Below are 16224 nucleotides of genomic sequence, written 5' to 3' on the forward strand. Positions count from 1 at the left end.
TGCGGTTTGGCTGATGTTTTTGCATTGTTCGTAATAGTTTAAAGCTTTGTTCCTTAAGTCCGCAGAGTATGCCATGGTTAGACCTTCAAAGTTGAATATTGTACTATTTTGTTTTTAATTTACTATAACAAAAATCAGGACAAGGCGGCGAGCCGCAGACAGTACAGATAGTACGGCAAGGCGAGACAACGCTGTACTGGTTTAAATTTAATTCACTATACTTACTGCCATGCGTACACCCTTCAAACTCAATGCTTCCCTGTGGGAGCTGCCGTCTGCTCACATCGGCGATATTCCCAGCAAGCACATCGACACTACCCTCCGGCAGCATCCGTGCATCCACTTATCCGACTACACCCTGGCGCCGAATGCGGATATGTGGACGCTTATGTTTCAAGGTAACGATTTTATCGTGATCAACGATCTAGCCGAAGGCTTGAGCATCCGCTTTACCGATTCCGCACAAACCGATTTGGCAGAAAAGCTGCTGGCCATCATTGAGCCCCCAAAGGCTACCTGAAACACCATAGCCAAACAAAACAGGCACAACCGCAAAGTTGTGCCTGCTTGTTTATCCGCCACTCCGATTAACGGGCAGGAGAACAATCTTTATACAGCATTTGGCCATTGGGCGCGCTCACGATGATGTCTTGGCTGCGGTAGTTGGCCGAATCCATGGCATTGGTGGTCAGGCGGTAGCCGTTGGCGCTGAATACAGTGTCCACATTGTCGGAAGCCGACAGGTTGTACGGCAGGCGCAGATTGCGGTTGTTCACGCGCAGTTCGGCGCTGGTGGGCACACCGGCAGAGTTGAAGCGGTAATTCACATTCAAACGACGGCCTTGTTGGCAAACATAGGCCACGCTGCCGCTGCGGGCTGAAGCGGGCGGAGCTTGGCGGGCAGGCTCGTTTTGGCGCGGATTACAGTCTTTATACAGGAATTCGCTGCGCGGCGAGAGGATGCTGATGCCTTCTTCGCTACGGTAGTTGCGGGCGGTAAGCACCGGGCCGGTCAGGTTGTAGCCGGCACGGTCTTTAAACGCAGTGCCTGTGCTGTCAGAGCGGCGCGCATCGAAAGCCATGTTGCGGTTGCTGCCGTTGAGGCGGGCGCGCGCAGACACGGGTTTGCCGCGGCTGTTGAACTGATAGCTCACATCCACCTGTTTGCCTTGTTGGCAGACATAAGACACGGTGCCGCCGGCGGCGAATGCCGGGGCAGCGATGCCCACAGCCAAAGCAGCTAATACAGTTGATTGCCAAAATTTCATTTTCAAACTCCCTTCATGTTGGAATGTCATTAGCGTTCTCTAGGCGGGTCGGCCTTTTTCGTGGCCAAAACCCGATGCAGAACAACGGATGCATTGTAACAGACTGTTTTTTTAAACTACGGTTAGCCCCAAGTTAAAGTATGTAGCGGCTTTATGGGCAATTCATTTTTCAGGTAGCCTGAAATCAAAGCAAAGGCTACTTGAAAACAGCCGTATCCAGCCGCCATTTTATTTTCAGGCAGCCTCAACAAAACAGGCGCGGTTCGGCATACCGCGCCTGCTGCTTTATCCAAACTCAATCCACGTTCACCATCACCAGCAACATCCGGCAAGTGCTCACGGCGCTCAGCGCATGGCGCTCGTTCGGGGCGAGATACACCACATCACCCGCATGCAGGATTTCGTGGCGCGCGCCGATGGAGAAATCCATCTCGCCTTCCAGCAGGGTAACCACCACGGCCTTGGTGGAAGTATGCTCGGTAAGCACTTGGCCGGCATCCAGCGTAAAAGCCACCACGCGCAGCAAATCGTTGTTCAGCACGGTGCGCGAAGTGGTGGCCTGCTCGCTCACAGGCAGCGCCTGGTTCAGGCCGAGTTTGAATAGGGATTCGGATACGGGGGTTACAGCAGTTGCAGACATCAGATTGCTCCTTATTTGTTAACGGGTGGGAGAAAAATCCGGCCGGCAGGGTTTGATTGGATATTTTATTATTGTTTGAAATGGTTAGCCGCCTAATGCAGGCCAGCTGGCGGCAAACTTAATAAGTTGAAACCATCATAACATATTTTCAGGTAGCCTTCCCGCTGCCCGGCAGGCTACCTGAAAACCCCCAAATAGTTTACACTTCGCCATTGATATCCATTCCCGCCCGCAAGACGAAAGGCCTAGCCTCATGAAACTGTTTTCGCTCATCATCAAACTGCTGCTTTTGGCGGTTTTTATCATTTTAGCTGCATTCAACACCCATATCGTCAGCTTCAGCTACCTGCCCGGCAGCGAAATCCGAATGCCGCTAATCCTGCTGCTCTTGGCGTTTTTCGTTATCGGCGCGGTGTTCGGCGTATTTTCCATGTTCGGCCGCCTGCTCGCTTTGCGCCATGAAAACAACCGCCTGCGCAACGAAGTGCGCAAAAACGCCCGCATCGCGCAGGAGCAACTGCAAACGCCCGCGCCTGCCGATGCCGCCCAGCCTGTGCCCGACGCCGCCCCAGTGAAGGAATAGGCGCATGGACGGCAATATTTGGTGGTGGCTCACCCCGATTATCCTGCTGCCAGTCTTCTTTGCCATGGGCTGGTTTGCCGCCCGGGTAGACATGAAAGCCGTGCTCAAGCAGGCCAAATCCGTGCCCACCGCGTTTTATGCCAGCCTGGATGCCCTGGTAGACCGCAATCTCGGCAGCGCCGCCCGCCACCTGGCCGACATGACCGAGCTGCTGCCCGCCGGCGACAATGCCCACGAGCTGCACCTCACCCTGGGCAAACTCTACCGCCAGCGCGGCGAAAACGACAAAGCCATCCGCCTGCACCAAGCTCTGCTCGAAGCGCCCGAAACCGTGGGCGAAAAGCGCAACCAAGTGCTGTTTGAGCTTGGGCAAGACTACCAAAGCGCCGGTCTGGTAGACCGTGCCGAGCAGATTTTCCTCGGCCTGCAGCAAGGCAATATGGCCGCCCAAGCCCGCCAAGTGCTGCTGAATATCTACCAACAAGACCGCGACTGGGCCAAAGCCATCGACACCGCCCAGCTGCTCAGCCACGACGAACAAACCTACCGCTTCGAAATCGCCCAATTCTATTGCGAGCTGGCGCAAGCCGCCCTGTTCAAATCCGACTTCGAGCAAGCCCGTGCCAATATTGCCAAAGCGCTGGATGCTAACCGCAAATGCGCCCGCGCCAACATGATTCTCGGCGATTTGGAGCAAAAACTGGGCAACTACCCCGCCGCCGTGGCCGCCTACACCGCCATCGAAAAACAAAACTATGCCTACTTGAGCATGGTGGGCGAAAAACTGTATGACGCCTACGATGCCCAAGGTGAAGCCGCCGCCGGCCTCGCCGTGCTCACAGGCTACCTGAAAACCTTTCCCCAGCTTGATTTAATCAATGTGGTGTACGAAAAATCACTGCTGCTCTACGGTGAAGAAAAAGCGGCCGAAACCGCCGTCGAACTCGTGCGCCAAAAGCCCGACCTCGGCGGCGTATACCGCCTGCTCGGCCTGCGCCTGAACAACCTCGACCCCGCCTGGAAGAGCGATGCCGACATGATGCGCGGCGTAATCGGGCGCACCCTGCAGAAAAACGTGATGTACCGCTGCCGCCACTGCCACTTCAAATCGCAAGTATTCTTCTGGCACTGCCCCGCCTGCAACAAGTGGGAAACCTTCACCCCCAACAAAATCGAAGTTTAGCCCCGAACGGAAAACAAAATGCCCGATAACATGATGACCATCAACCAAATGTACCGCATGCTCAACGTGTGGACACACCGCATCCGCCACAGCGACCGTTTCATCGAACGCTACAGCGGCGCCCAACGCGCCCTGCTGGCCTACCTCAGCCTCGACCTCCTGATGGAAGACGACGGCTTAGTGCTGCTGATTGCCAATGGCCGTGGCAAACACGCCCTCGCCCCCGAAACCGCCGAATACCTGCGCCAATGGGGCGTTCGCGACACCCCCGACATCATCGACCGCGCCCGCATCCTTTACCAACAGCATGGCGAGGCCATCCAAGCCGCCACCCGAAACGGCAGCAGCATTGAAGAGCTGCGCGCACAATTCCCCCAGTTCGACGAACTCGATGCCGACTACTGCCTCGTGTGCGAAGACGACTTCTGCACCGTCTGCCCCTATGTCCGCCGCCACCCCGCAGAATTTGCCGAGCTGACCGCCGCCGCAGGCGAAATCGGCAGCCCCATGCCCCCGCTTGATGCTTAATTTCAAAGGCTACCTGAAACCTATTCCCCAGCAACACGGCTTTCAGGTAGCCTTTTCCATTCCAATCCCATCCGCCCCCATCCCCATGAACCCTCTTATCCTCGATTCCGCCGCACCCGCCCGCCGCATCCCCGTTATCGTCGCCCTCGATTTTGCCAACGAAGCCGATACCCTCGCCTTCGTGCGCCGCCTCAGCCCCGATTTGTGCCGCCTCAAAATCGGCAAAGAGCTGTTTACCGCCACCGGCCGCCGTCTGGCCGAAGCCCTAATCAACCAAGGCTTCCAACTCTTCCTCGACCTCAAATACCACGACATCCCCAACACCGTGGCCGCCGCCTGCCGCGTGGCCGCCGACATGGGCGTGTGGATGGTGGATATGCACACCGCCGGCGGCCGCCGCATGATGGAAGCCGCCGCCGAAGCCGTGGCCAACCACCGCCAACGCCCCCTGCTCATCGGCGTAACTGTGCTCACCAGCATGGAACAGGCCGACCTCAACGAACTCGGCCTCAATGCCCCCATTGCCGATTGGGCATCCCGCTGGGCCGCCCTGGCGCAGCAATCCGGCCTCGACGGCGTGGTCTGCTCCCCGCACGAAGCCGCCACCCTGCGCCGGCAGCGCGGCAGCGAATTTGTGCTGGTTACGCCCGGCATCCGCCCCAACCCCGGCGGCAACCAAGACGACCAGCGCCGCATCATGACCCCCGCCCAAGCCCTCGAGGCCGGCAGCAGCTACCTCGTAATGGGACGCCCCATCACCCAAGCGCCCGACCCCGCCGCCGTGCTGGCCGAAATCAACCGCCTGGCCAATCCTGCCGACTAAGCAGCCAATTGCAATCAGGCTACCTGAAAATGAAGCCCAAAGAAGCCTGGATTTATAGTGAATTAAATTTAAATCAGGACAAGGCGGCGAGCCGAAGACAGTACAGATAGTACGGCAAGGCGAGCCAACGCTGTACTGGTTTAAATTTAATTCACTATAACAAACCCGCTTCGTTCGTTTGAACTGCGTTGAAGCTTCGTTTTCAGGTAGCCTTTATAGTGGATTAAAATAAGAATGGGACAAGGCGGCGAGCCGCAGACAGTATGAGCAATACGGCAAGGCGAGCCAACGCCGTAGCATTCTTATTTTAATCCACTATATTCATTTTGCCGCCAACCATCCCCTTTCCGGCCACTTGCCGCCAACTGACAAGCCCGCCGTTTTCTTGTACAATCCGCCCCTTATTTCGTCAAAATCCGTAAACAATTCTGCAACTGAGCTAAGATTTCTATGAGCAGCGAAACCGGCCTTATTCAACTGTTTTCCCAACATTTTCCGATTATCTACGAATATCGCCAAATGTTCTTCTTCGGCGTGCTGGCCACCATCGGCATCGCCGCCATCGCCACATTTTTCGGCGTTATCCTAGGCCTATGCAATGCGCTGATCCGTGTAATTAAAATCGAAAAAGGCAATGCAGTTACCCGTGGCATATTATGGCTGCTGCAGCAATGCTCACGCCTATACGTGACATTTTTCCGGGGTACGCCGCTGTTTGTACAGATTCTCGTGTGGTATTTCGTTTGGTCGCCGATACTGGTACACCCGCAGCACGGCCTTCTTATTGACGGGGATTTGGCCCGACAGTTGCGACAAAATTACGGCGCATTGATTGCCGGTGTACTTGCCTTATCAGTCAACTCCGGCGCATACATTACCGAAATCTTCCGCTCCGGCATCAAATCCATCGACCGCGGCCAAATGGAAGCCGCCCGCTCGCTCGGTTTGAGCTACGGCCAAGCCATGCGCTACATCATCCTGCCACAAACCGTCCGGCGTATGCTCGGCCCTTTGGGCAACGAATTCATCACCCTGCTCAAAGACAGCTCGCTCTTGGCCGTCATTGCTGTGCCCGAACTGGCTTATGCCGCCAAAAGTGCGGCCGGACGCTTCTCGACAATGGAAGAACCGTATTACTTTATCTCCCTGATATATCTACTGCTGACTATCGTATTGGCCTGGTTCTTCGCCCGCTTGGAGAAAAAATACAATACCGACGGCAACCGCTAACCACCTGTTTCCAGCAACCAAAAGGCTACCTGAAAATTTCAGGTAGCCTTTTTATCATCTGCAGTGCTTACTCTGCGGGCAAAAACTGATCCACGCCATTCTCGCACCACACCAACTTCTGCTCCTGAGCAGCGGCCAGCAGGCGGTCGTTTTCCGGCAGGGCGGCGCGTTCGGCTTCGGGGTGGTAGAGGTGATAGGCTACGGCGGCGAATTTCAGGTTGGCGCGTTGGCCGCCGTTGTTGAAAAAGCGGGCGACAAATTCGCTGTCTTCACGCCCCCAGCCGACAAAATCGCTGTTGAAGCCGTTGATTTTCAGCGCATCTTCACGGAAGAAAGCCATATTGCAGCCGCGGATGCCGTGGAAATCGTCGCAGGTTTCGCGGCGCAGGATGCACTGGGAAAGCCATGGCAGGCGACAGGCGGAGAAGCGTTTTTCAAAACGTTTTTCCAAGCCCTTTTCATACCATTTGAGCACGCGGTAGTTGGCAGGATTGGCCAGCAGCTCGTTGGTTTTCTCGGGCGTGAGGATCACACGGCTGCCCTGCACAAACAGGCCTTTCTTGGCGGCGCGTTTGTGGTCGGCGATAAATTCGGGATGCAGCAGCATATCGCCGTCGATAATCACGATATAGTCACTACCCGCCTGCGCCAAGGCGCGGTTGCGCGATTCGGCCAGGCGGAAGCCGTCGTCGGGCTGCCAGGCGTGCAACAGCGGCACGGGAAACTGCGCCCGATAGCGTTCGACCACGGCACGGGTATCGTCGCGCGAGCCGTCGTCGGCCACAATCACTTCCTGCGGCAGCACGCGCTGCGCCTGCACCGAGCGCAGCACGGCTTCCAGCGCGTCGGGGCGGTTATAGGTGGTGATGATGAGCGACACGGTAAGCCGCTGGTTGGCTTCGTGCAGCTTGATGTATTTGTAGTAGGCGCCGCTGGCGTTGGCAAAGGCAATCGTCCAGCCGTCTCCGCCGTCGAGCATGCCGCGTTTCAAAATATAGTTTTTGAAAAACGCCGCCGCGCCGTGCCCTACTGCGCCGAGCACGGAAGCGCGCCGTTTGAATTGCTGCTGCGCGGCAAACAAATCGGTGTAGTGCTGCATTTTGCTGATGAGGGCGGCGGCGCCGTCGAACGAATAATGCAGAAGCGGATGTTTTTCAGGTAGCCTAACCACGCTGCTGCCAGCCGGTTCGATCAGGGATTCGTGCACTTGGTTGTCGTTGAAGCGCACGGTTTGGCGGTGGTAGAGACGTTTCACCCAATCCGGATACCAGCCGCAGCTTTTGATGGGGCGGCCGCGATAATGGTTCAGGCGCGGCAGGGCGTAGATTTTGCCGCTGTCGCTCCAATCAAGCGCGCAGATGGCTTCCACTTGCTCGGGCGGCAGGATTTCGTCGCTGTCGATATTGAGCACCCAATCGTTGCGCGCCAAACCGGCGGCCAGGTTTTTCATCAGGCCGAAGCCGATAAAGTCGTGATGGTGCACGGCCACATTGGGGCAGCGGCGGGCAATGTCGAGCGTGCGGTCGGTGGAGCCGTTGTCGAGCACGATGATTTCGTCAAACGCGGCCAGCGCGGCCAGGCAGGCTTCCAAGTGCCGCTCGGCATTTTTCACCAGCATGGTGATGCTCACGGGGATGGGGGTCATAAGGCCTCTTCTATTGAATACGATTGGATGGCAAAGGCTACCTCAAAGCGAAGCCTTAACACCGTTAAAACAAACGAAATGAGTTTCTGCGAAGCTAAAACGAGCAAATCGGGTTTCGCCAAAAACAAGGCGTTCAAAAGCAGCCGAGCCAAGGTTTCAGGTAGCCTCTACCGCCGTTTGCGGGCAGGCGCAGGCATTTGCCTGGCAGCGTACACCACAAATACGGTCGGCTGCTTGTGCAGGTCGGGCAGTTGCGGCTGTTTGCGCCATTCACCCGCCGTCATGCTGATGATGCGCTGTTCCGGCAGGGTGAGGTTGCTGGCGGCGCACAGCAGGGTATCGGCTTGCAACGTGGTTACGGCATCGGCCAGCAGGGCGTTGTTGCGATAGGGAGTTTCGATAAAGATTTGGCTTTCGTTGCGGTGCTGCGAATCCTGCTCGATGGTTTTCAGGTAGCCCACCCGCCCGGCAGAATCGGCGGGCAGATAGCCGCGAAAGGCAAACTGCTGGCCGTTGGCGCCGGAAGCCATCAGGGCCAGCATCAGGCTAGACGGCCCCACCAGCGGCCACACGGCAAATCCGGCGCGATGCGCCAGCGCCACCAGTGCCGCGCCGGGGTCAGCCACCGCGGGGCAACCGGCTTCGCTGAGCAAACCCATGCTGCGGCCTTGGTGCAGCGGTTGCAGCAAATCGGGCAATTCGGCGGGTTCGGTGTGTTTGTTTAACGTGCGCAAGTTCAGCTCTTGCAGCGGGGCGTTCAAGCCGAAATGGCGCAGGCAGGCGCGGGCGGTTTTCTCGCCTTCAACCACGAAATCGGTGAGCCCGGCCAGAAGCTTTTGCTCGTGCGGCAGCAGGCAGGGGGTGTCGGGGCTGCCTAGCGGGGTGGGGATAAGGAATAAAGTGGGTTGCATAGTTTTGTTGCTGGCTTAGAAAAGGTTACCTGAAAAATCAGCATTTTTCGGGGTCTGCCTATTCATGCAGACTTAAAATAAATTCATCAAAAGAATTGGCGATTCTGTCTATAAAACCATCTGCATAAACAATACACACTGAGCTATCGGCAGGGTTGAAACTAATAAACCCTGTATCGTACATGCCAAAAGCACGCATCCCTCTTACTTCATTCGGTGAAAACACATCAGGTGCATTAAAGCAGATATCCACCTCGTTGCATGCCAAATGATCGGCAATCACGGAAGGCATCAGATAATTGGGAGAATCGGAAAAATCTTGTTGGAATATAGTGTTGCTGTCCCATTATCGAGACAAACAAATATTCATCGTTATCTGTTCTATTGTCAGGCTTAAATTGGGCATCAGCCAAACCTTTTGGATACCGTGCTAAAAACTCCATGTATGCACCGGGAAATAGATTCTCTACCTTATCCATCATGCCACTCCACTCTGAAACCGATACAGTTCCTTCAAATCTATTAAAGTTAAAATTTCAGCTAGCCCCAAGCTTACAAAACTGCCACTCCTTCGGCCTGCAAAAAATCAATCAGCCGAAAAATCGGCAGGCCGATGAGGGCATTGGGATCGCTGCTGTCGATGCGTTCAATCAGCGCACCGCCCAAACCTTCGCTTTTCGCGCTGCCGGCGCAATAAACCGCATCCGGTTCGCGCTCCAGATAACGGGCGATTTGCTGCGCGGTAAGCGGACGCATCTTTACCGTGGTGGTATCCACATGGCGGTGCAGGCTACCTGAAAACGTATTGAACACACACAATGCGCTGTAAAAATGCAGCTCTCGGCCAGCAGTTTCAGCCAGCATTTGTTGTGCTTTCGCCACGTCCATCGGCTTGCCCAACTGCCGCCCGTTGCAGCAGGCCACTTGGTCGGCACCGATAATCAAATGCCGCGGGAAACGCACGGCCAGCGCACGGGCTTTGGCCTCGGCCAAGCGTTGGGCAGTTTGGCAGGGCGTTTCTCCGGGCAGCGGCGTTTCATTGCAATCAGGCGCGGCGGTGTCAAATTGCAGGCCGAGCTTGGCCAGCTGCTGCCGTCGGAACAGCGAAGAAGAAGCGAGGACAATCGGCGGAGCTGTGTTCATAAACCGTATTAAAATATTGACGTTTCAGACGGCTGATTATATCATGACGCGTTTATGTCAGACCCTATTTTGATTGATCCGAAAGCGCTGGCCAAACAGGCGCAGCATCTGGCCGGCCAAATCCGGCTGAGCGAGATGGATGAGCGCGTGAGCCGGCACGAGTTTTTGGCCGAACGGCAAACGCCGGTGTCTTTTGCCTTACAGGGTGGTTGCGACAAACGGCAGCGCCTGTATTTGGATTTGTCGGTTTCGGCGCAGTTGTCGCTGGTTTGCCAACGCTGCATGCAGCCGCTGCCCTTTGCTTTAAACGAACAGGCGCGTATCGTTTTGTTCGACAGCGAAGAAGCGCTGGATGAAGCCATGGCGGCCGAAGAAGAGCTCGAAGGCATGCTGCCGGAGGCGCAGTTGGATGTCGGCACGCTGGTGGAGGAGCAGATTTTGATGGCGCTGCCGTATGCCCCCTGCCACGAAAGCTGCCATTCTGATAAGCTCGATGCCGTCAATCAAGATCGCCCCAATCCGTTTGCTGCTTTGGCGGCGTTGAAAAGTGGTCGTTAATTATTTTATTCAGGTTTATCTCAGGAGTTTGCAACATGGCTGTTCAACAAAACAAAAAGTCCCCCTCCCGCCGCGGCATGCACCGCGCCCACGACGCGCTGACCGCTCCCGCCCTGTCTGTAGACAGCGCCACCGGTGAAGTACACCGCCCGCACCACATTTCTGCCAACGGCATGTACCGTGGCCGCAAAGTGGTGAAGGCCAAAGACGAGTAAATCAGCCATAGGCCGATTCCAAGCCAGCAGATTGCCCTTAGCAATTACTGGCTTTTTTGCATTGCAAACATAGGGCGGCAAAGCAAACTGAATTTTCAGGTAGCCTGAAACGGCCACTGCCTTGCCGATTAGTTGCCCTCCATTCAGCAGCTGTTTACAATCTGCCGTTACGCAGATGCTTCAACAACGACAGTCCCACTGCGCCGACCCAACAAAGGATTAAACATGCCGGAAAAAATCTGGTACACCTACGACGAAATTCATCAAGCCATCCGCCAATTGGCACAAAAAATCCAAGCTTCCGGCACCCGCTACGATGCGATGATCGCCATCGGCGGCGGCGGTTTTATCCCCGCACGGATACTGCGCAGCTTCCTCAATATTCCAATCTACGCCATCACCACCGCCTATTACTGCAACGACCAAGGCCACGCCACCCGCGATTCCGTGCAGAAAATCCAATGGCTCGACCCCATGCCGGAAAGCCTGAAAGGCAAACACGTTTTGGTGGTAGACGAAGTGGACGACAGCCGCGTTACCCTGCAATTCTGCCTCGAGCAGCTGCAACAAGAAGACTTTGCCTCGATGGGCGTGGCCGTATTGCACGAGAAAATCAAAGAGAAAAAGGGCATCCTCCCGCCCGGTATCGCCTATTTCAGCGGCTTGGTTACGCCCGATTGGTGGATCAACTACCCCTGGGATGCCGACGACATCACCGAGCACAACGCACTGGCCGCCCAAAAACCGCAACTGCCCTAAGGGCTACCTGAAACCATCCGTCCGCCGCTATCCCATTCTATTTTTCAGGTAGCCTCACGGCACGGCACACGGAATACAACGGAAGCACAGAATCCAATGATTACTTTAGCCATAGACGCAATGGGCGGCGATGCCGGCCTCACGGTTACCATTCCCGCAGCCTTGGCCTTCCTGCAAGAAAAAAGCGATGTCAAACTCATTCTGGTGGGCAATGAAGAAGCCGTCCGCGGCGCGCTGGGCGAGCACGCTTCACACGATCGGTTGCAAATCATACATGCCAGCGAAGTGGTGGGCATGGACGAAGCCCCGCAGTCGGCCTTGAAAAACAAAAAAGACTCCTCCATGCGCGTAGCCATCGGCCAGGTGAAAGAAGGAGCGGCGCAGGCCGCCGTATCCGCCGGCAACACCGGCGCACTGATGGCTACTGCCCGCTTCGTGCTCAAAACCCTGCCCGGCATCGACCGGCCGGCGATTGCCAAATTCATGCCCTCCAAAGGCGGCGGTCTCGCCCTGATGCTGGATTTGGGCGCCAACGTGGATTGCTCCGCCGCCCAACTGCTGCAATTTGCCGTGATGGGTGGCGAACTGTTCGGCGCCATGTATCCGCGCAACAGCCAACCGCGTATCGGCCTGCTGAATGTCGGCACTGAAGACATCAAAGGCGGCAGCGTGATTAAAGAAGCACACCACCTGTTGCAACAAAGCCCGCTGAATTTTGTCGGCAACGTAGAAGGCAACGCCGTGTTCAGCGGCGAAGTCGATGTTGTGGTGGCCGACGGCTTCACCGGCAACGCCGTATTGAAAGCCATTGAAGGCGCGGTTAAATTCATCGGCGGCATTATCCGCGAAGAATTCAGCCGCAACTGGCTGAACAAACTGGCCGCCCTGCTGGCACTGCCCACCCTGCGCGGCTTCAAAAACCGTCTCGACCCGCGCAAATTCAACGGCGCCATCTTCCTCGGCCTGCGCGGCATCGTAATCAAAAGCCACGGTGGCGCAGACGTAGAAGCCTTCAAATATGCTCTGCTCGAGGCCTACCACGAAGTCGAATCCGGCTCCATGGCCAAAATCGAACAAGGCATCGCCACCCAAATGGCACGCCTGGCTGCCGCCGCAGAACAAACCCAACCCGCAACCGGCCCTGCAGAGTAAGCCCAGACCATCCCGCAACCGAAAGGACGGCACAGCATGAATTGGCAACAACCTTGGATTATCGGCAACTGGAAAATGAACGGCCGCCGCAGCTCGACAGCGGCATTCGCCCAAGCATGGGCGACACAAAGGCTACCTGAAAACGTCAGCACCGGCATTGCCGCCCCCCTGCCCTATCTTCTCGATTTAAAACAAGCCGCCCCCTCCCTGCCCGTCGGCGCACAAGATGTCAGCCGCTTCGATAAAGACGGCGCGTTTACCGGCGAAACCTCCGCTGCCATGCTGGCCGACCTTGGCGCACAATTCGTGCTGCTCGGCCACTCCGAACGCCGCCAGTATTTCGGTGAAAACAACGAAACCCTCTCCGCCAAATTAAACAACGCCTTAGCCGCCGGCCTCATCCCGATTCTGTGCGTGGGCGAAACTCTGGCCCAACGCCAAGCTGCGCAGGAACAGGCCGTAGTGGCCGAGCAACTCTCCGTATTGCGCGGCAAAGCCATGCCCCACATCGCCGTTGCCTACGAGCCGGTGTGGGCCATCGGCACCGGCCAAGTGGCTTCAGCCGAACAAATTGCCGATATGCACGCTTTTATTTACGCAGAACTCTTGTCTTTCGCCAACAAGAGTGCTAATATCCGCGCTCTTTACGGCGGCAGTGTCAATGCACAAAATGCACAAACCATCCTGACCCTGCCAAATGTAGACGGTGCCTTAGTCGGCGGCGCATCCTTGCAGGCCGACAGTTTTGCCGCCATCGTTCAAGCTGCAGCAAAACAATAAATAGCGAAACAAACATGGAAGCTTTCAAAACCCTTATTATGATTATCGGCGGCTTTGCCTCGATTGCCGTCATCGGCTTGGTGCTGATGCAGCAAGGCAAGGGGGCTGATGCTGGTGCCGCTTTTGGCACGGGTAGCGCGCAAGGCGTATTTGGTTCTGGCGGCAGCGCCAACTTTCTCAGCCGCAGCACCGCTATCGCCGCTACTGTATTTTTCTGCTGTTGCTTGGCACTCAGCATTATTTCATCCAAGCATGGCAGCAGCAAACTTGGTTTGGATGCACCCGCTGCACAACATCACGCTCCGGCTGCTCCTCAACCTGCAGCAGCCAGCCAGCCGGTTATTCCGGAGTAAAAACGAATTCTGATTTTCAGCCGACATGGTGGAATTGGTAGACACGCTATCTTGAGGGGGTAGTGACCGTAGGTCGTATGAGTTCAAGTCTCATTGTCGGCACCATCAAGCAAAAACAGCCCAAATTTTCGGGCTGTTTTTTTACGTCTATCGCCATCCAATGCAATTAGCCAAATTCAATACAGGCAAGGCTTTCAGGCTGATTCAGCCTATCCTTTCCCCCTCCCTATTCAGCTAATCCCGTCTAATGCCGTCTAATTGAATTGCCCCTTTTATGGGGGTATGATTGGGGGTATCCAGAAAATACCCTCAAAAATATACCCCCAGAATGCCCCTGAACGACCGCCAAATCAAGAACGCGAAACCTACCGGCACAGGAAAAAAGCCAAGCTGTTTGACGGTGGTGGTCTGTATCTGGAAGTTACCCCGGCAGGCGGTAAAATCTTCCGCCTGAAATACCGTATCGACGGCAAGAAAAAAACGCTGACTATCGGCAAGTATCCTGCCGTTTCCCTCTCCGAAGCACGGCAGACTGCCGAAAACGCCCGCCGTCTGCTGTCAGACGGGCAAGACCCCGCTGCCGCCAAGCAACAGGAAAAACAAGAGCGAAAAGCTGCCGCCCTAAATACCTTTGAAGCCCTTGCCCGCCGTTGGCATGCCGACAACCTGCACCGCTGGCAGCCCATCCATGCCGAACGCATCCTTACCAACATGCAAAAAGACGTGTTTCCCTATATCGGGCAAATACCGCTGGCCGAAGTGAGCGTTTCCGACGTGAAAAACGTTATTGCCGCCATTGTGGCACGCGGCGTCAATGTAACCGCCGAGAAAGTGCGGCAATGGATAGGCGCGGTGTACACCTATGCCGCCATGCTGGAGATAACCGACCGCAACCCCGCCGTACCGCTACACGGCCACTTCGAGAAAAAGACTACCCGCCATATGCCCGCCCTACCCCGTGAAGAGCTGGCCGAGTTTTACCGCCGCTTGATACTGGCCGATATTGACCCGGCAGATAAAATTGCCTTGCTGCTGACTATGCTGGTGTTTGTGCGCAATACCGAACTGCGCGGTGGACAATGGGTGGAAGTAGATTTTACAGCGGCGCAATGGATTATTCCCGCCGAACGCATGAAGATGAAACGTAGCCATACTGTGCCGCTTTCCGATTGGGCGCTGGAGCTACTGCAGGAACTGCACGGCCTAACCGGCAATACTCCCTATCTATTTCCCAGCCGCACCAAAACCACCGGCTTTATCAGCGATGCCACCCTAACCCGCATCATTGAGCGCCTAGGCTACAAAGGCATAGCCACCCCTCACGGCTTCCGCAGTTTGGCAAGCAGCATCCTGAACGAGCAAGGCTACAACCCAGATGCCATAGAACGCCAGTTAGCGCATGAAAAAAGCAACCGGATTAGAGCCGCCTATAACCGGGCGGAGTATCTGGCCGAGCGGCGGAAAATGATGCAATGGTATTCGGACTATCTGCGGGAGCGATACCGCCAAGCCCAAGCCATGATTGCAACAGACGGGGCTACCTGAAAAACAAAACACCAGCGAGTGGGCTGGTGTTTTATTTGCTTCGCATTATCCTTAACCCCGCCTAACGCCGTATAACGCCGTATTGCGACCAATAGCACATAGTAGTAACATCACGGCAAGAAAAGCTATAGGAGGGAAATATCATGCCCGCCATTATGACCAGCCGGGAGTTTAATCAGCACACCTACCGCGCCCAGCAAGAGGCAGAAAAAAGCCCTGTTGTGATTACCAACAGGGGCAGGCCGGCGCATGTACTGTTGAGCTATGCCGACTATCAAAAATTGACCGGAGGCCGCCGGAGCGCACTAGAGGCGCTGCAAAGCCTGAATTATCCCGATACCGCCGCCGATATAGAGCTGGAAATTCCCCCGCGCAGCAAAGCGCAACGCCAACCAGTGAATTTTACGGAGGATTAGCCGTGTATCTGCTGGATACAAATGCCATTAGCGAAATGCGGAAAATCCGACACGGTACGGCAAACAAGGGTTTTACCGCTTGGCTGGCCGCCACCGATAGCGGCACCTTCTACACCAGCGCTATTGTTGTAATGGAACTTGAGCGTGGCATATTGCGTATGGAGCGCAAAGACCCTGCACAAGAGCAGGTATTGCGGGCGTGGTATAGCGCCATCATGGCGGGGCTATTTGCCGGCCGCATTCTGCCGATAGATGAGCGAACCGCCGCTGTTTGTGCTGCCCTGCATATTCCAGACCCCGCCCCGGAAAATGATGCGTGGATAGCCGCCACGGCCAAACAATACGGGCTGGTATTGGTAACACGCAATACCGCCGATTTCCAAGGCAGCGGGGTAAGGCTGCTTAACCCATTTGAGGCTACCTGAAAACCACTACCCACAGCACCAGCCCCCGCGCTGGTGTTTTTCTTTGTCTAGCCTTGGCTCCGCCATG

General features: G+C 55.9%; 21 protein-coding genes, 1 tRNA gene and 1 pseudogene. 16 read left to right on the top strand and 7 right to left on the bottom strand.

Annotation, left to right across the window (positions count from 1 at the left end):
* Window positions 1-229 precede the first annotated feature (229 nt).
* Complete coding sequence (locus A7Q00_RS13520; RefSeq protein WP_064089825.1) at window positions 230-520, top strand: hypothetical protein; 291 nt, start codon at window positions 230-232, stop codon at window positions 518-520.
* A 67-nt stretch (window positions 521-587) separates the two neighbouring features.
* Here A7Q00_RS13520 and A7Q00_RS06720 read toward each other — a convergent pair whose 3' ends face one another.
* From A7Q00_RS06720 to A7Q00_RS06725, 3 genes are all read right to left on the bottom strand, one after another.
* Complete coding sequence (locus A7Q00_RS06720; protein ID WP_064089826.1) at window positions 588-1268, bottom strand: ACP-like domain-containing protein; 681 nt, start codon at window positions 1266-1268, stop codon at window positions 588-590.
* A gap of 122 nt (window positions 1269-1390) precedes the next feature.
* On the bottom strand, window positions 1391-1567 hold the full coding sequence (locus tag A7Q00_RS13870) for a hypothetical protein (RefSeq protein ID WP_179946210.1): 177 nt from the start codon (window positions 1565-1567) through the stop codon (window positions 1391-1393).
* Entirely contained in the window at window positions 1564-1908 is a 345-nt protein-coding gene (locus A7Q00_RS06725; protein WP_064089827.1) for a cupin domain-containing protein, read from the bottom strand. Before A7Q00_RS06725 ends, A7Q00_RS13870 begins: the two co-directional genes overlap by 4 nt.
* Window positions 1909-2161: 253 nt before the next feature.
* On the opposite strand from A7Q00_RS06725, the gene A7Q00_RS06730 reads away from it, so the two are divergent.
* The 5 genes from A7Q00_RS06730 (at window position 2162) to A7Q00_RS06750 (ending at window position 6255) form a co-directional block, all read left to right on the top strand.
* The gene (locus A7Q00_RS06730) at window positions 2162-2491 is read left to right on the top strand and encodes a LapA family protein (protein WP_064089828.1); all 330 of its coding nucleotides are present in this window, start codon (window positions 2162-2164) and stop codon (window positions 2489-2491) included.
* Window positions 2492-2495: 4 nt separating this feature from the next.
* A complete protein-coding gene (gene lapB, locus A7Q00_RS06735) occupies window positions 2496-3674 on the top strand; it encodes a lipopolysaccharide assembly protein LapB (protein ID WP_064089829.1) in 1179 nt (392 codons plus the stop codon).
* An 18-nt stretch (window positions 3675-3692) separates the two neighbouring features.
* Complete coding sequence (locus A7Q00_RS06740; protein ID WP_082887780.1) at window positions 3693-4202, top strand: DMP19 family protein; 510 nt, start codon at window positions 3693-3695, stop codon at window positions 4200-4202.
* 85 nt (window positions 4203-4287) lie between these two features.
* Window positions 4288-5025 carry an orotidine-5'-phosphate decarboxylase gene (gene pyrF / locus A7Q00_RS06745; RefSeq protein ID WP_064089893.1) on the top strand — a complete coding sequence of 246 codons (738 nt, stop codon included), beginning with the start codon at window positions 4288-4290 and terminating at the stop codon, window positions 5023-5025.
* A gap of 450 nt (window positions 5026-5475) precedes the next feature.
* Window positions 5476-6255: an amino acid ABC transporter permease gene (locus A7Q00_RS06750; RefSeq protein ID WP_064089830.1), complete on the top strand. Its 780-nt coding sequence runs from the start codon at window positions 5476-5478 to the stop codon at window positions 6253-6255.
* Window positions 6256-6322: 67 nt separating this feature from the next.
* On the opposite strand, the gene A7Q00_RS06755 is transcribed toward A7Q00_RS06750, so the two are convergent.
* From A7Q00_RS06755 to A7Q00_RS06765, 4 genes are all read right to left on the bottom strand, one after another.
* Window positions 6323-7900 (bottom strand): glycosyltransferase family 2 protein, encoded by a 1578-nt coding sequence (locus A7Q00_RS06755; RefSeq protein WP_064089831.1) that lies wholly within the window; start codon window positions 7898-7900, stop codon window positions 6323-6325.
* Window positions 7901-8067: 167 nt separating this feature from the next.
* On the bottom strand, window positions 8068-8811 hold the full coding sequence (locus tag A7Q00_RS06760; protein WP_064089832.1) for an SAM-dependent methyltransferase: 744 nt from the start codon (window positions 8809-8811) through the stop codon (window positions 8068-8070).
* 58 nt (window positions 8812-8869) lie between these two features.
* Window positions 8870-9094, bottom strand: coding sequence for a hypothetical protein (locus tag A7Q00_RS13525; protein WP_179946211.1), 225 nt, complete (start codon window positions 9092-9094; stop codon window positions 8870-8872).
* A 269-nt stretch (window positions 9095-9363) separates the two neighbouring features.
* Window positions 9364-9954, bottom strand: a complete 591-nt coding sequence (locus tag A7Q00_RS06765) for a Maf family protein (protein ID WP_064089833.1) — start codon at window positions 9952-9954, stop codon at window positions 9364-9366.
* Between the two features lie 54 nt (window positions 9955-10008).
* Here A7Q00_RS06765 and A7Q00_RS06770 point away from each other — a divergent pair, with 54 nt between their 5' ends.
* From A7Q00_RS06770 to A7Q00_RS06815, 10 genes and pseudogenes are all read left to right on the top strand, one after another.
* Entirely contained in the window at window positions 10009-10512 is a 504-nt protein-coding gene (locus tag A7Q00_RS06770) for a YceD family protein (protein WP_064089834.1), read from the top strand.
* A gap of 35 nt (window positions 10513-10547) precedes the next feature.
* Window positions 10548-10727 (top strand): 50S ribosomal protein L32, encoded by a 180-nt coding sequence (gene rpmF / locus A7Q00_RS06775; protein WP_003824258.1) that lies wholly within the window; start codon window positions 10548-10550, stop codon window positions 10725-10727.
* A gap of 225 nt (window positions 10728-10952) precedes the next feature.
* On the top strand, window positions 10953-11486 hold the full coding sequence (locus tag A7Q00_RS06780; RefSeq protein WP_064089835.1) for a phosphoribosyltransferase: 534 nt from the start codon (window positions 10953-10955) through the stop codon (window positions 11484-11486).
* 96 nt (window positions 11487-11582) lie between these two features.
* Window positions 11583-12638 (top strand): phosphate acyltransferase PlsX, encoded by a 1056-nt coding sequence (plsX, locus tag A7Q00_RS06785; protein ID WP_064089836.1) that lies wholly within the window; start codon window positions 11583-11585, stop codon window positions 12636-12638.
* A 36-nt stretch (window positions 12639-12674) separates the two neighbouring features.
* The gene (gene tpiA / locus A7Q00_RS06790) at window positions 12675-13418 is read left to right on the top strand and encodes a triose-phosphate isomerase (RefSeq protein ID WP_064089837.1); all 744 of its coding nucleotides are present in this window, start codon (window positions 12675-12677) and stop codon (window positions 13416-13418) included.
* 14 nt (window positions 13419-13432) lie between these two features.
* Window positions 13433-13771, top strand: a complete 339-nt coding sequence (gene secG, locus A7Q00_RS06795; RefSeq protein WP_064089838.1) for a preprotein translocase subunit SecG — start codon at window positions 13433-13435, stop codon at window positions 13769-13771.
* 19 nt (window positions 13772-13790) lie between these two features.
* Window positions 13791-13876 (top strand) — tRNA-Leu (locus tag A7Q00_RS06800).
* Between the two features lie 223 nt (window positions 13877-14099).
* Window positions 14100-15316: pseudogene (locus A7Q00_RS06805) on the top strand (tyrosine-type recombinase/integrase).
* Window positions 15317-15459: 143 nt separating this feature from the next.
* Complete coding sequence (locus A7Q00_RS06810) at window positions 15460-15732, top strand: type II toxin-antitoxin system Phd/YefM family antitoxin (protein WP_064089839.1); 273 nt, start codon at window positions 15460-15462, stop codon at window positions 15730-15732.
* Window positions 15733-15734: 2 nt separating this feature from the next.
* Window positions 15735-16157: a type II toxin-antitoxin system VapC family toxin gene (locus A7Q00_RS06815; protein WP_064089840.1), complete on the top strand. Its 423-nt coding sequence runs from the start codon at window positions 15735-15737 to the stop codon at window positions 16155-16157.
* The last annotated feature ends 67 nt before the right edge of the window (window positions 16158-16224 follow it).

Origin of the sequence: Eikenella halliae (genome assembly GCF_001648475.1) — a bacterium.
Classification (GTDB): domain Bacteria; phylum Pseudomonadota; class Gammaproteobacteria; order Burkholderiales; family Neisseriaceae; genus Eikenella; species Eikenella halliae.